Consider the following 14,118-nt stretch of genomic DNA (forward strand, 5'->3'; position numbering starts at 1 on the left):
TATGCGCATGGCTGGCTCGTGTTGGCTGCTGGCCTCTTTCGCTTCGAACAATAAACAGAGGGGAAAACGAATATGGGCGTCAAGATCAACTTCATCAATCCATTCGGCACTGACATCTACAACGGTCTCATCCACGAAACCATGAGCCCCTACCTGAACAACGGCTCGGAGCTGGTTGTCAGCAATACCCGCGACTGCCCGGAAAACATCGATTACTACTACAGCAAGCACCTGATCGAGGAGGCGGTGTTCGAGAGCTGCATCCAGGCGGAAAAGGATGGCTTCGATGCGGTTATCGTGGGCTGCTGTTACGACCCGGGCGTGCGTGTCGCTCGCGAATTGGTGGACATCCCGGTGATCGGCCCGCTGGAGGCGACCATGCAGCTCGCTCCGTACTATGGGCATGACTACGTGCTGGTGACCGATCACCACAAGGCCGTGCCCTATCTGCGCGATATGGTCCGTCTGTACGGCGAGGAGGCGCATTGCCTGAGCGTCGATTGCATCGACTGGTGGGTGACCGACATGATCAACGACACCAATGGCGTCGCTCGTGACGCGGTGGCGGCCGCCAACGCCATCCGCGAGCGCGCCAATGCCGAAGTAGCGATCCTGGGCTGCACCATCATCTCTGCGTCTTACGAGAAATCGGTGCAGAACGGCCAGCCCCGCGATATGGCAATCCTCAATCCCAATACCGCGGCATTGAAGCTGGCCCAGGCCCTGGCCGAACTGAAACAGCAGGGCGCTTATGGCGTGAGTCGCAAGGCCTATTACCAGAGCCTGGCGGATCGCAGCAGGGAAGAGTTCGAGAGCGTTCGCCTGCGCTTCGGCAAGCGCAAACCCAATCCGCTCCGGGCGTGAATGAAAAAGGGCGACCCTGGGGTCGCCCTTTTTCATTGCCGGTTCGATTTCCTGCTCACTCGATCTCGCGTGGCGTGCCCACGTCGCTGTCCTGCGCACTCAGGCCGTAAGCTTCGAGAGCCGCGCCCACTTCGCCGTTGTCGCGCATCACTTTCAGGTTGGCGTTGATCGCCTGGCCAAGCTGGTCGTTGCCCTTCTTGTACATGAAGGCGATCTGCGCCGGCTCGATGGATGCCTTGACGCTTTCGGTCGGGGCCGCGTGCACGATCTTGTAGCCGCCCAGGGCGCCTTGCTGCTGGGCGTAGATACCGCTGGAGTAGCTGTCCAGCCCAACGTCGACACGGCCGGAAGTGAGGTCCTGCGCGAGTGCCACCGGGTTGGGGTAGAGCTTGAGATTGTTGCCGAACAGCTTCTGCAGATCGGCGGTCCAGTTGTAGCCCTGAACGCTGCCAACGATCTTGTCTTCCCTGGAGAGCTGGACGAGGTCCTTCACACCTGTCTTGGAATACACACCCAGGCTGTCGATGTAGACCGGTTCGCTCATATCCATCACCTTGCCCCGAGCGGCGGTGCGGAACCAGTTCCCCACGGCCACGTCCGCCTTGTCGATCAGCACGTACTGCATCACCGCGCGGGTATCGACGAATATCGGCTTCAACTTGAGGCACTCCATCTCCGCGATCCGGGAAATGATCTGGCCATCCACGCCCTTGATGCCCTTCCCTTCGGGGATAGAGAAGGGCGGGATGACCATGGTGGCCACGGTGAGTTGTCCCGGTACCAGGGTCTTCAGGTCGTGTGCCGGCTTGCAGGCATCCGCGGCAAAAGTGCTTCCAGAAGCTGCAATACAGGCACAGACGACGTAACTAGATATCTTGCGCATTCACTACCTTCCTCATGTGTACAGTTTTTTATCGTTGGGGTTGGCCTGGCTAGGCACCCTGCATGCGACATCTTGATGGGGGCAGAGCAAGCAACCAGTTACAGCTGACACATAGCGCCGAGTTGTTCGCGATGTATACTGACTGGACGGTCTATAAGACTGACTGGTTGGTATTAGAGTGATCTCATTACGATTGGTCTGTCAATGCCGGGTTACCGTCGAACTACCGCAGAGGACGTCATGCTTGCGAGCGAATACGAAAAGCTGGATGGACTGGCTCTGGCCAAACTGCTGGAGACGGCCGAGGTATCGCCGTTCGAATTGATGGAGCTTGCCGTAAGGCTGGCGCGGGAACGCGCGGAGCCGCTCAACGCGTTGTGCCACCAGCACTACGAGGAGGCCCTGGAGATGGCTCGCCAGGTCCCGTTGGTTGGCGCTTTCAAGGGCCTGCCGTTCCTGCTGAAGGATTCCGGATTGGCCTCGAAGCAACTGCCATCGTCACTGGGTTCACGCTTGTTCAGCCACACACGGTTCGACTACGACAGCACTCTGGTCGAGCGCTTCGGCGTTGCAGGATTGCTGAGTTTTGCCAGGACCACCGTGCCTGAGCTGTGCATGGCGCCCACCACCGAGGCCGCCGAGTATGCGGCGCCCACCCGCAACCCCTGGGATACCGCGCGCTCGCCTGGCGGTTCGAGCGGCGGAGCCGCGGTGGCAGTGGCTGCCGGTGTGGTACCCCTGGCGCATGGTAGTGATGGCGGCGGTTCCATTCGCATTCCGGCCTCCTGCTGCGGTGTGTTCGGCCTGAAGCCGTCGCGCGGTCTGATCCCCATGGGCCCTTCGCGCGGAGAGGGTTGGGGCGGTCTGGCAACGGACGGTGTATTGAGCCGCACGGTACGCGACAGCGCGGCGGCGCTGGACGCGATAGCGGCCCCCGAACCGGGTGCGCCCTATGCGGGACCTGCACCGGCAGGCTCCTACCTAGCGAACCTGGAACGCCCCTTCAGCCGGCCGCTGCGCATCGCGAAATGGACCACGCCCTGGGATGGCGCGGTGGCCGAACCCTGCCTGGAGGCGGTCGAAGTCGCTGCGCAGGCGCTCAGCCGTAATGGCCACCAGGTGTGTGCCATGAGCGCTCCGCCAAACCTCGACTACTGGGGGTTCATCGATGGCCTCATTGATGTGTTGGCGACCAATGCCGCCCTGACCATCACCGCAGCCACGCGCGGGCGCCCGTCGAACCAATGGGCGCAACTGCTGGAACCGGCGATCTTCGATGCCTACCGGCGCGGCCTGGTGACCCGTTCGGTCGACTACGTGCGTGCCATTACCGGTTTTCACCAGATATCGCGGGTGATGGAGGCCTACATGGTCGGCTTCGACCTGGTGCTCACCCCCACGCTGACCCAACTGCCGCTTCCGCTCGGCAGCTTGTCGATGGACAGTGACTTCCGCTCGTTCCGGCGCGAGGCGGCGAAGTACACCCAGTTTCTTGCCATAATCAATGCCTCCGGGCAGCCGGCCTCCAGCGTGCCCCTGCACTGGACTGCCGAAGGCGTGCCAGTGGGCATCCAACTGATCGGTCGCTATGGTGACGAGCAACTGCTGCTCAGAACCTCGGCCCAACTGGAAGCCACGCTGCCCTGGTCGGGGCGTTACGCCACGCTGAAGTTCCCCACCGCCTGACGCAGGGCGCAAGTGCGCCGCGAGCTTCGCGGCGGCGATGTGGCTCTGTTCAGGCAGCATCCCTCAGTACCAGAGGTCGTCGAGAGCCGTCGCCTCCGGCCAACTCGCTGGCGATTGCGCATAGTCGATGCCAGCGGTCATGCGCTCTTCGCCTTGCATCGTGCTCGCGTACTGCGGCCCTCCTCGGTTGATGATGGAGCGCGTCGTTGCGCTACGGCGACGCAGGTTGTCGCGTTGCTGGTTTAGTGTTCTTCGTAACAGGCGCCGGTGTCGGTATCGCTGAGTTCCGGTCGCCTGGATGGCGCAGTTTGAGGGAGCGTCAATATGGCGGTTCCCACACTGCTCGCCGTGACATCGGAGCCATCTGGAGCTTCTTGGCGCCCGCACGGGCTTGAAGGGGATCACCCCTCTGAGCGTTGATTCGGGAGCGATGAGCCGAACGCTTTCAATCAGGAGTAATTGCGTATGAAGAACTTGCTTGCCGTCATTGGTCTGGTCGTAGTGGTGAAGAAGGGCTACGAGCTGTATCGCGAATACAGCGAATTGAAGCGCGAGAAAGAGGGGCGCATGTCGGCCGCTTCGGAATGCCCTGCATAACGGGGCGAGTCGTGACGCAGGCGGAGCGGCAACTTGCCCGGCCTGTCATATGGCAAAACGCCACTTATCACGATAGGCTTGGCGTACCTCTGGCGCCAAATGGCTGACTGGCAAGCCGGAACTGGAAAATCTCAAGGTAGAACGATGTCCGAAGCGAAGGATACGCTGCTCAGGCTGATTGCCCTCATGCGCCTGATTCCCGAAGAGCCGCGGCGAATAGCAACCACTACTCTTCTGGAGAAACTCAAGGAGCGAGGATTCAGCGTTACCCTTCGCTCGGTCCAGCGGGATCTGGCACGGCTTCTCGGGCCGTGTTCGTTGCAGTGCGACACGGACGAGATCCCCTACCGCTGGAGTTTCATGCGGGACTGCAGGCCTGAGTTTGCGGACATGGACCCGCCGACCGCGCTGGCGTTGTACCTCTCGGAGGACCATCTGAGCGGTACGCTGCCCCAGAGTGTCCTCGAACAGCTCGGGCCGCAGTTCCGTCGTGCTCGCAATTATCTCGACGGGCTTGGCCGCAACGGTTTGGCGCATTGGGCGCGCAGGGTTCGCTCGCTTCCCAATGGCAAGGCGTTGATGCCCGCCCCGCTGGCTTCCGGGGTATGGGCACAGGTGTCCGCTGCGCTGCTCGAAGGCCGCCAGTTGCAGGTCGAGTACCTGAGCCGGAGCAAGGAGGAGCTCAAGAGCCTGTGCATCCATCCGGTCGCTCTGGTCTCCCGTCACTCGATCACCTACCTGATCGGCACCGCAAACCGCTACGCCGATCTGAGGCAGTTCGCGTTGCATCGGATGCAGTCGGCTGTCGTGCTCGATGCGCCCGCTACCGAGCACGCCGAATTCGACCTGGATCGCTACATCGCGGACGGCGCTTTTTCCTCGCGCCAGGCTGCGCATGAGGTGGAGCTGATCGCTGACGTCCATCCCCAACTTGCCTGGCTGCTGAACGAAACGCCGCTGAGCGAGCAGCAGAGTCTGCAGCCGCTGTCCGGCAGCAACTGGTTGCGCCTGCGCGCCCATGTTCCGCTCGATCAGGAGACTCTTTGGTGGATCTTCGGCCTCAACGATCAGATTCACGTTCACTCCCCGCAGGCATGGGTGGATGAAATCCGCCTGAAGCTGGAAAGCCTGCACCGCCTGTACTCAACACCACACGCGCGGGCGACGCCCCTTTAGGGCGTGCCGCCGTCATGGAAACGGGATTTCCGATGAAGCAACGGAAACAGAGACTCGCTCACCTGCAGGCTGCCTGCTGTGAGTTGTTGGATGCGGTCGAGGGCGGTAGCAAGCCTCGTATCGCGGCCTGGGGGCTGGTCAAGGCGGGCAAGAGCTCGCTGCTCAACATGCTGTCCGGGCATGTGGCCAAGGAGTTTTTCGCTACCGGGGTGGTGCGTACCACGCTGCGCAACAAGGAGCTGGAGACCGAGCGCTATGTGCTTGTCGATACGCCAGGGCTGGGCATCGACAAGCGCGACAGCGCGGAGGCCTTCAAGGGGCTGGATGCCGCTGATGTAACGGTCTTCGTCCATTCGCCGCCTGGTGAGCTCGATCAGGAAGAGATCGATTTGCTCGGTCAGGTCAATTCGGCATACGGAGCGCAAACGGACCGTCGACTGGTGCTGGTTCTGAGCCAGTTGGACAAGTTCTCGGCACCTGACAGGGATCTCATCCGCACGCGCATTCTTGCGCAGATGCAGGAGTTCTTCGGGGTGCAGCCCGCGTGTTTCGAGGTCTCCAGTACGCGCTACGGCAAAGGTGTGAACGAAGGCAAAACGACGTTGGAGCTGAAAAGTGGCATTCCGGCCTTGCGCGACCATCTCGATGCCTTATCACAGGAAATCGAAGGCGAGATCGAAGGTGTGCGTGCTGTACGACGTGCCCAACGCCGGGCGGAAGTGCTGCGCGAGCTGGATGAGGCAATCGACGAGGAGCGAGCGCTGATTACCGGGCTACAGCAGCCATTCATCGAGAAGGTGCGTGATTTCAACCTGATGATGGCCGAGTTGAGGCGGAGCTTCACTTCGCAAAAGGCGGATATCGATTACCTGCAGCGGAAGCTGGAAAACATTTAGAGAGGGACTCGTCCATGCCATTACCCTGGCTTATCGGGGCGGCTGTTGTGGCCGCCACGGCCGCCGTGATCAAGGCTGTCTCCGACGATGACAGCAGCAGTTCGTCTTCTTCCTCCAGCGCCGGCGCAGCCGAGCGTCAGAGGCAGGAACGCGAAGCCAGTCGCCAGCGCGAGCGTGGAGCGCTGGAAGCCCAACTGGCGGGCAAGAGGAAGAGTCAGCTCGAAGAAGCGAGCGCCTATCTGGCGTGCTCGCTGGAGGCCCTGGGCAAGGCACCGGACTCGATTGGCGGGCTGAGTTGCGAGCGATTCCAGGATGCCTTGAAGGCCGATGCTGCGGCCGACTTCGAATATGCGCAGTTGCTGAGTACGGCTTTGCGCTGCAATGGCGCGGAGCAAGACGCCAACGTTGCCAGGGAGCTGGATAGCGCCCTCGGAAATCTGCTGGTGCTGGAGCGTCTGTTCCTGGGCGGGCAGACCTCGCGGTTACCGGAGGCCGAGCGGCAGGCTGCGATCGAACTCAGCAAGTCCGAGCGAAAGGACCTGGACAAGATTCTCGCAGCCGATGAGCGTCTTGAGGCGCTGCGGTCGCTCAAGCAACAGATCCAAGCACAGGGATAGTTGGTGCCATGCAGGAAAAATCCGTTTCACGTAGCGAGCTGATGGCGTCCTTCGAGGCGCTGCAAGGGCAGTTCGATCAGCAGACGAGCGATATTCGCAGCAAGGAGGCGGCCTTCGACCAATTGCGCCGCGACTTCGCCAGCCAGTTGAACTTGCGCAGCAAGGAGCTGAGCCGACTGATTGGTTCGGGCAATCCATTGCAGCCGCTCGCCAACGGCCTTGCCGATCAGTTGGCGGCCACTTTCGATGGTTGGGAGAAACAGGTTGCCAACCGAGCCAAAGGTACCCGGTTCCGCGAGGGCTTCGGCGACTCGTTGCTGGTGTTCATCTATGGCAAGGTCAAGTCCGGCAAGAGTTCGCTTGGGAATTACATGGCCTGGGGGCACAGCGAGCCCAGCGCTGAACTCAAGGCGCAGGCGTTGCCGCCGAGTTACTTCTCCGAAGAGCGCACGGCTGTGGTCAGCGGTGACCAGGAAAAGGAGGCTGAAACAAACCGGCAGTTCCGCGTTGGAGCGACCGAGGCTACCAGTTCCATCCAGGGCTTCCGGCTGCCAGGTCTGACCTGGGTTGACTCACCGGGGCTGCACTCGGTCAACGGCAGCAACGGCGACCTGGCGAAGGAGTACGTCGAGCACGCCGATCTCATTCTCTACACGATGAGTTCCCAGGCACCGGGGCGTGCATCGGATATGAAAGAGATCACAGAGCTACTCGATAACGGCAAGAAAATCATGGTGTTGCTGACAGGTAGCGATACCCCTGATGAAGACGAGGACGCCGACGGAAACCTCATCAGTACAGTCATCATGAAGAGTGAGTCGGACCGCCGGGAACAGGTGGCCTATGTGCGTAACGAGCTTGAGCAGCTTCATGCCAGTTCTGGCGTTCTGGCTGAGGTTCTACCTGTTTCGACGCGCTTCGCCGAACTCAACCCAACGCCTGAAGGTGAAGCCGCGAGTGGCATGGGCAGGCTGATGCACGAATTGCAGAGCATCTGCACCAGCCAGGCTCTGGCCATCAAGCTGGAGGCGCCGATGAACAATCTGCGGCGCTCGATCCGAACCACTGCCGGTGATCTGGCCGGAGTGCGGGAACTGATCGATGGCTTCGCCTCCGGCGTCTCCGCGCAGGATGGCACCCTGCAGCGCCTGCTGGCGAACCTTGGCGTAAAAGGGGCGAGCCAGATGCGCGGCTACATCAACCAGCTTTTCGCTGAAAATCGCTTTGACGATCTTGAAGGCGCGCTGCGCAGGAAGGCCGGCGAGATCATCGGGGAACTCGCAGAGGAGGCCTTCGAGAAGATCGGCGAACAGCAGCAGAAGACATTCCGCGATGCTTTCGACAGCAGCCGCCTGGGCGCCATTCCCGAGTATCGGGAGATCGTCGAGGAACGGGAGTATTTCGTCGGTACTCGCAAGGGCAGCAAGAAGACACTCGGTGCCATCGGCGCGCTCGTGGGCGGTGGCATCGGGCTGTTCTTCGGCGGGCCGGCCGGTGCCGCGCTGGGGGCGTCGCTGGGCAGCATGGCAGGTATGGGCGGAAGCTCGGCCCGCGCTGAGTACGGCCGCCATGATGTCGTGGTCGGCGACAACCGCGAGGATCAACGCCAGTCGGCGATGGCGAATTACGCGGGCACGCTTCCGGGCGCGCTTTCGGAGTATGTCAACGCGCGCTACAACCCGCTCCGCAGCGCCATGCAGGAGTATTGCAAAGTCCTGGATGGCGACGTGACAGCGCTGATGGGCAGTCTCGAGAAACTTTCGCAGGTGGATAGATGATGCAGCAAAGTGTTTTGTCCCAGGCTTTCCAGACCTTCGATGCGATCGAGGGGATCTGCGAGAAGTACAACCCGTCCGGTCTCGCGCCCATTCGCGAGATGGTCGCGCAGCGGCGCGCTTCTCCGGCCGCCTCGATCATGGTGTATGGCGTTTATAACGCCGGTAAGAGCACGCTGATCAACGCACTGCTCGGGGAGGCCGATCGAGCCAAGGTGGCCGACAGGCCGGAAACCGACAAGGTAAGCAAGTATCAGTGGCGCGAGTTCGAGATTCTCGATACACCCGGTATCGATGCGCCTATCCAGCACGAAGAGGTTACCCAGGCTCAACTGCATTCGACCGATGTGGTGATTTTCGTGGTCAATCCACTGGGCGTGGTGGAAGAGGCCGGGACGCTGTCGACGCTGCTGGATCTGGTGGAGCGCCGGAAGAAGATCGTGTTGGTGCTCAACTGCAAGAACAAGCTCGAGCCGATGGATGCCGAGCGAATCAAGGATGAGCTGCGTCAACGCCTCCAGGGCATGGCGGCGCAGAAGGGCCTGCACGAGGTTCTGCAGTTCATTCCGATTCTTGAGGTGAATGCCAGGACGGCCCTGAAGGCGAAGGTGGAGGGCAAGCAGAACCTGCTGGCCAGTTCCGGTCTGCCGTTGCTGGAGCGTGAGCTGTACAAGTTCCTCAGCTCTGTTGACCAGCAGGATATCGTCCGGGCATTCGTCAGCGAGCTGACCGGGCTTCTCGACGAGACGCTGCGTCTGCTCGATCAGCAGAGCGACTCTGCCTCCACTGCGAGGATCGATGAGTTCTATGCGGACATTGCCCGTCGCGAAATGGACCTGCGGGCCAGCCTGAAAGCGTTGGCCGATGCGCGGTCCGCCTTCGTCGAAAAACGTGCCTTCAGCATCATTTCCAGCTCCCAGGATAACGCCCAGGAGCGGATTGCTGAATTGGTGCAAAGCGCCGGTAGCGAGCTGCTTGCCGAGCTGGAAAGCGAGCTTCGACGGCTGGTTGTCGATGCGTCGGTATTGCTCGACGAGATGCTGGAGAGCGTCCGTGTCAGTGCGCAGATGGCGCCTGTGGATGCCGATCTGGATCTGCCGCCTGACGAAGAGGCGCCCGAGGCGGAAGCCAAGGGGCCGGGCATCGACCTCAGCGCGCTGGAAAGCGGCGTTCAGCAGATTGGGGGAATGCTCAAGCCCGACCATGTCGTCAGTGTACTGAAGCTGGGCAAGGAGCTGCTGCCCAGCCTGTTCAAGGGTATCGGTCCGGTGACGATGGGCAAGATCGGTGAGCAGATAGTCGGCAAGATCGTGCCGGCCATTGGGCTCGCCTACCAGGCAGGGCAGGTGCTGTATTCGCTGTTTGCCGGCGACCCGGAGGAAGAACGCGTGCGCCAGGATGCGCTCAGGCGCGAGCAGCAGGAGGAGCGCAGGAACCAGGCGATCCGTGAGCTGAGCGAGAGCATTGCCTGGGAGTTTCGCAGCACCCTCGTCAAGGTTATCGACGAGAGCATCCGGAGCAATTTCGCCGAGGTCAACGACAAGCTGAAGGCGATTCGCGGCAGCTTCAGCGTTGCCCAGCGTGAGCGCTGCGAGGACCGGACGAGCCTGGTGCAGGCGCAGACAATCCTGAAGGCTTATGTCTGATGAACAGCGCAGCTTTCCCTGCAATCAGTGCGGGGAGTGCTGCCGGCGCGTCCATTTGTTGAAGGAAACCGCGGCGCTGGATCGTGGTGATGGTACCTGCGTGCATTTTGATGAAGGGCAGCGCACGTGCCGCATCTACGACGAGCGCCCGGATATCTGCCGGGTCGATCGGCAATACGAGACGATTTATCGGCAGGTCATGTCATGGGCTGAGTTCAGCGAGTTGAACCAGGCGGCTTGCAGAATGCTTCAAGGCGGCGATGTGCTGCACGACCGCGAGCAGGGCTGAGCGGGTAGCAAAGAGGAGTCACCATCGATGGGTATCACATACAGGCCGGATGACGATCTGGCTTTCCTTCAATATTGCTCGGAAGAGGATATTCGCCAGTTGGCTACCTATCTCGTCCATGACAAGGATGGGAGCGAGCGGATTGCCAGTGAGATCAAGAGCAATCCCGCGTTTACGTGCCTCGACGGCCAGCCCGATCAGTGGCGCAAGTCGTGGAAGCTGGTTGCCGGGGAGCTTCAGCATTTTGGCGGCGACAGCCTGGTCAACCTGTTCCGGCGAACCGGGGTTTTCTACCGGGAGATCCTTGGCGATGTCTGCGACAAGATGAAGGTGAAGTACGCCAGGAACAGCTCCGCCTACGACATCGAGAATGCGCTGATCGAGCGCCTGGTCGAGCTCTCCTGGGAGAAAATGTCGGAGGCTGAGCGGCTGGAGGCGTTGAAGCGGCTCAATATGGCCGGCCATGCGGCGCCGGATTGGCAATCGATTCTCGACATGATCCGGGGCAAGGGGCGCGGCTCCTTCGAATGGTCCTCCTGGCTTGCTGATTCCGCGCGTTCTCTTTTCTCTCCTTTCAGTGTTGCGAATATCGGTATCGCGGCTGCTTCCGGCTTCGTGGCCCAGCGCGGTGTGGCAGTCGTTGCCGGCCCGCTGGCCGCCGTTGCGCTGGCCGTGCCGCTGTTTACCGGCGCCGCGTACCGCGTGACCATGCCGGCGGCGATACAGATTGCTTACATGCGCCGTAAATACGAACTGAAGGATCGCTTCTGATGAACGCTACTGCAGAGTTGATGGAGAAAATCTGGGTAATCGACGAGGCCGCTCTGTCCAGGGACCTCGTCGATGCGCTGGCCCAGGGCAAGGCAGTCATTCACGACGGCGTGGCCTATTGGGCCAAGGGGAGCGGCCAGAGTGGCATCATCCAGCACCTGCCGTTCAAGGAAACGATGGTCAAGTCGGCCGAGGAGGCGATCAAGGCTGCGCAGATGACCACTGTGATGGCCGCAGCGGCTTCGACCTGCATCATCCTCGGCGCGCTGATCATCCAGACCAGGTATCTGGCGGCGAAGCTGGATCGGATCCAGGACACCGTGGATGAGATTTCCCGGGACCTGCATGCTCAGAACATCATTTACTACATGGACAAGGTCACCGATTACATCGGCGGCATCGAGGTTGCACGAACCCTGCTCAGCGACCGAGAGCTGGCGCATGAGATCAAGGATATCGCCTGCCCGTTGCTCGCCTCGGCAGCCGCCAAGCGCAATCATGCGCTCTCGTTCATCGATAACGTGCTCAACCTGGCACGCAGCACCGGCGAGCTGACCAACAAGCACTACGAACTCGTCGTCAATTTCGCTCACATGATGCTGGAGATACTCCCCCTCGGTATGCACACCGAGTACCTGCTGGCATCGCGTATCGGCAAACCCCGCCTGGCCGAGCAGATCCTGCTTGATGGCGCCAAGCGTTATGACGGCGCCATGCAGCTCTACAAGGGGTTCCTCAACGAGCAGCACCGCAAGCTGGTGCGCGGTAGCCTCGGTGACAAGGCCGAGATTTTCCACCGGATCGAGCATCGGGCGGAGCAAATGATCCGCTCCGAGGAGAGCCGTCTGCTGCTCTCGCTCCCCAATGGACGCATCGAGTCGCTGGCTGCATAAACGAGGAGCTGCAGCGAGTTGCGGCGTGATCATCGGAGCGTGGTGGCCAGTGGCGCTTCATCCGATGATTGCGCTGCCTGGCGATGGGCATTTCCGCCGTGCAAGCCGCGGCCAGCCCAAGACGCTCGCTGCCGTACGACCGAGCCGGGCTGGCTCGCATTCATATCCTGGGGAGATCAAATGCCTGTTCCTATGCGGCCCTTCGTCCTGCAATGCGGCGCATGCCGGTGGCACCGCACGGTCATACCTCGCAGCGACGTCTTGTTTCCCGGTGAGTGGGTGGAAAGTTGCCCCTATTGTGGCTCGCTCTCCATCGAGCGTCGTCCAGCCTCAGGGGCAGAGATACTGGCGGCGCGCGTCAAGCACTGGATTGCTCCGCGCTCCTGAGATGGAGCCGGTTGCTATTGCAGTGTGAATTCGCGAAGTAACTGAAGCAGGTAGTCGACGATCTTCCCGGCGGGAATGTCAGCGTCCTTGTTCGTGCGACCTCGAATGCCCGGTAGCGGCTCCGCGTAGTGCTGGCTCCGCAGGCAGCTAAGCTCCTGCAGACGCATCCTGGAGGGCATGCACGGGGCCGTTTCGGATAGCAGCAGGCAGAGGATGAGCGTTTCGCGTAATGCGCCGCGGGGTCGGCGGTCACTGGACCTGGCCGTTGCCTCGAACAGCTTGAGCAGGAAACATTCGAGATGGAACAGCTCCTCATCGCTCAGTTGATGCCGTTGGCTGATCGATACTCGTACGTGGCAGTCGAAGCGCGAATTCTTGTCGATGGAGGGGAGGTACTCGTTGGCGGCTTCCCATACATCGAGCTGTATCCCCTCGATGGCGAATTCGAATGTCTTGAGCGCTCCCTCTTCACGCGTGGGGCTGCGGTACAGCATGACCGTAAGGGGGGAGGGCTCGCGTGAAGTGGTTTCCCTCGCCTCCACCGTGCTGCAGAAATCGAGATATTCCAAGTCGCTCAGTGCCTGCACTACGGCCTGCATCAACTGCGTACGGTAGTCCTTGTTTGACTCTCCCTGCTGATTGAAGATGTGGCCGTCGGTTTCCTTGACCTCTCCAAGCAGTTGACGCAAAGGCGCAGCGGTTTGGGAATACCAGTTGCGTAGCGCATGCGTAATTCCGGGCGGCTCGTCGAGTGGGACGTTATCGGTCTGGGCGGCAGCGGAAGCGGACTCGCCTTGCTTGTATTGAGCAGCTTTGAGTGAGGCCTGATGCTGCCGTTCGAGCGCTTTGATGTTTTTGACCAGATCGCCGCGTATCGCAAGATTCCCCAGCCGCATTTGACCGGCGGGTGCGTCATTGAAACGGGCGACAGGCACACGTACGTCGTCGCCCAGCAATTGATCGCACCAGGCGGCGAAAGTCATGTCCCGAGCTGCTTTCGCCGGCACCACGCCTTTTATCACCCGGTCCAACTGTTCATTGTTCAGGCTGGAGAAGTCCGCTAGAACACCGTACTTCTTCAGTGCGCTCAGTTGTGCGGCTCTGATTTTTCTTGATTGACTCAATGCCTGTCCTCCATGACGGGTTCTGGCCGGCCATGATGGCCGGGCGGGGGGAGAGAATGCCAGTCCGCTGGGCGAAGTGCCAGTACGCTGATGTGCCTATCGAGAAGCTCGGCGGTTCGGGCTCGCTGATGATGCAGGGCGCTGATATCCGGCTTCCGGGAGAGGCGGAAGCCGCGGAGGGCAGGGGCAGATCGCTATTGGTAGATCCACTGTTGCAGTTCGTCGAGATTGGCGACGATGATCTGCTGGGCCGCTGCCTTGGTTTGAATCTTCGTCGGGTCGATCTGGAAGCGCTGCAAGACATATTGCACCAGGGCGCCGCGGCTGGTGATCAACAGGCGGCCGTCCTGCATCCCGAAGTCCTGTTCGATGATTGCCTTCTGCTGAGGTTTCAGGCGTGGGTCCGGCTCGATGACAATCGAGACTTCGGTGCTCCAGCCTAGATCAGCTTCACGCCCGTTCGCGGTGGCGTCCAGCACATCTGGCTCACCGCGGAAGCGGCTCAGGACGAAGT

At 61.0% G+C, this 14,118-nt stretch carries 14 protein-coding genes (1 of these 14 only partly in view); 11 read left to right on the forward strand and 3 right to left on the reverse strand.

Going from position 1 to position 14,118, the window contains the following annotated elements:
• Positions 1-72 precede the first annotated feature (72 nt).
• Positions 73-864, forward strand: coding sequence for an aspartate/glutamate racemase family protein (locus OU419_RS10975; RefSeq protein WP_254472184.1), 792 nt, complete (start codon positions 73-75; stop codon positions 862-864).
• Positions 865-919: 55 nt separating this feature from the next.
• On the opposite strand, the gene OU419_RS10980 is transcribed toward OU419_RS10975, so the two are convergent.
• Positions 920-1,747: a substrate-binding periplasmic protein gene (locus tag OU419_RS10980; protein ID WP_254472185.1), complete on the reverse strand. Its 828-nt coding sequence runs from the start codon at positions 1,745-1,747 to the stop codon at positions 920-922.
• A gap of 240 nt (positions 1,748-1,987) precedes the next feature.
• Here OU419_RS10980 and OU419_RS10985 point away from each other — a divergent pair, with 240 nt between their 5' ends.
• The 10 genes from OU419_RS10985 to OU419_RS11030 all read left to right on the forward strand — a co-directional run bounded on the left by OU419_RS10985 (position 1,988) and on the right by OU419_RS11030 (position 12,093).
• Entirely contained in the window at positions 1,988-3,433 is a 1,446-nt protein-coding gene (locus OU419_RS10985; RefSeq protein WP_254472186.1) for an amidase, read from the forward strand.
• Between the two features lie 465 nt (positions 3,434-3,898).
• Positions 3,899-4,030: a hypothetical protein gene (locus OU419_RS10990; protein ID WP_268173349.1), complete on the forward strand. Its 132-nt coding sequence runs from the start codon at positions 3,899-3,901 to the stop codon at positions 4,028-4,030.
• Positions 4,031-4,174: 144 nt separating this feature from the next.
• Positions 4,175-5,206, forward strand: a complete 1,032-nt coding sequence (locus tag OU419_RS10995; RefSeq protein ID WP_254472187.1) for a helix-turn-helix transcriptional regulator — start codon at positions 4,175-4,177, stop codon at positions 5,204-5,206.
• 32 nt (positions 5,207-5,238) lie between these two features.
• Positions 5,239-6,102 carry a GTPase gene (locus OU419_RS11000; RefSeq protein ID WP_254472188.1) on the forward strand — a complete coding sequence of 288 codons (864 nt, stop codon included), beginning with the start codon at positions 5,239-5,241 and terminating at the stop codon, positions 6,100-6,102.
• A gap of 14 nt (positions 6,103-6,116) precedes the next feature.
• A complete protein-coding gene (locus OU419_RS11005) occupies positions 6,117-6,719 on the forward strand; it encodes a hypothetical protein (protein WP_254472189.1) in 603 nt (200 codons plus the stop codon).
• Between the two features lie 8 nt (positions 6,720-6,727).
• Entirely contained in the window at positions 6,728-8,497 is a 1,770-nt protein-coding gene (locus tag OU419_RS11010) for a dynamin family protein (protein WP_254472190.1), read from the forward strand.
• Positions 8,494-10,140 (forward strand): GTPase, encoded by a 1,647-nt coding sequence (locus OU419_RS11015; protein WP_254500523.1) that lies wholly within the window; start codon positions 8,494-8,496, stop codon positions 10,138-10,140. Before OU419_RS11010 ends, OU419_RS11015 begins: the two co-directional genes overlap by 4 nt.
• Positions 10,133-10,429, forward strand: coding sequence for a YkgJ family cysteine cluster protein (locus tag OU419_RS11020; RefSeq protein WP_254472192.1), 297 nt, complete (start codon positions 10,133-10,135; stop codon positions 10,427-10,429). Before OU419_RS11015 ends, OU419_RS11020 begins: the two co-directional genes overlap by 8 nt.
• 27 nt (positions 10,430-10,456) lie before the next feature.
• On the forward strand, positions 10,457-11,200 hold the full coding sequence (locus OU419_RS11025) for a DUF3944 domain-containing protein (protein WP_254472193.1): 744 nt from the start codon (positions 10,457-10,459) through the stop codon (positions 11,198-11,200).
• The gene (locus tag OU419_RS11030; protein WP_254472194.1) at positions 11,200-12,093 is read left to right on the forward strand and encodes a hypothetical protein; all 894 of its coding nucleotides are present in this window, start codon (positions 11,200-11,202) and stop codon (positions 12,091-12,093) included. Before OU419_RS11025 ends, OU419_RS11030 begins: the two co-directional genes overlap by 1 nt.
• A gap of 401 nt (positions 12,094-12,494) precedes the next feature.
• On the opposite strand, the gene OU419_RS11035 is transcribed toward OU419_RS11030, so the two are convergent.
• Positions 12,495-13,604: a hypothetical protein gene (locus OU419_RS11035; RefSeq protein WP_254472195.1), complete on the reverse strand. Its 1,110-nt coding sequence runs from the start codon at positions 13,602-13,604 to the stop codon at positions 12,495-12,497.
• Between the two features lie 194 nt (positions 13,605-13,798).
• Positions 13,799-14,118, reverse strand: the final stretch of a protein-coding gene (locus OU419_RS11040; protein ID WP_254472196.1) for a helix-turn-helix transcriptional regulator. The gene runs 553 nt beyond the window's last position; the window shows 320 of its 873 coding nt (coding positions 554-873); the start codon falls outside the window, past its right edge; its stop codon occupies positions 13,799-13,801.

The organism is Pseudomonas triclosanedens (assembly GCF_026686735.1).
In the GTDB taxonomy this organism is placed as follows: Bacteria; Pseudomonadota; Gammaproteobacteria; order Pseudomonadales; family Pseudomonadaceae; genus Pseudomonas; species Pseudomonas triclosanedens.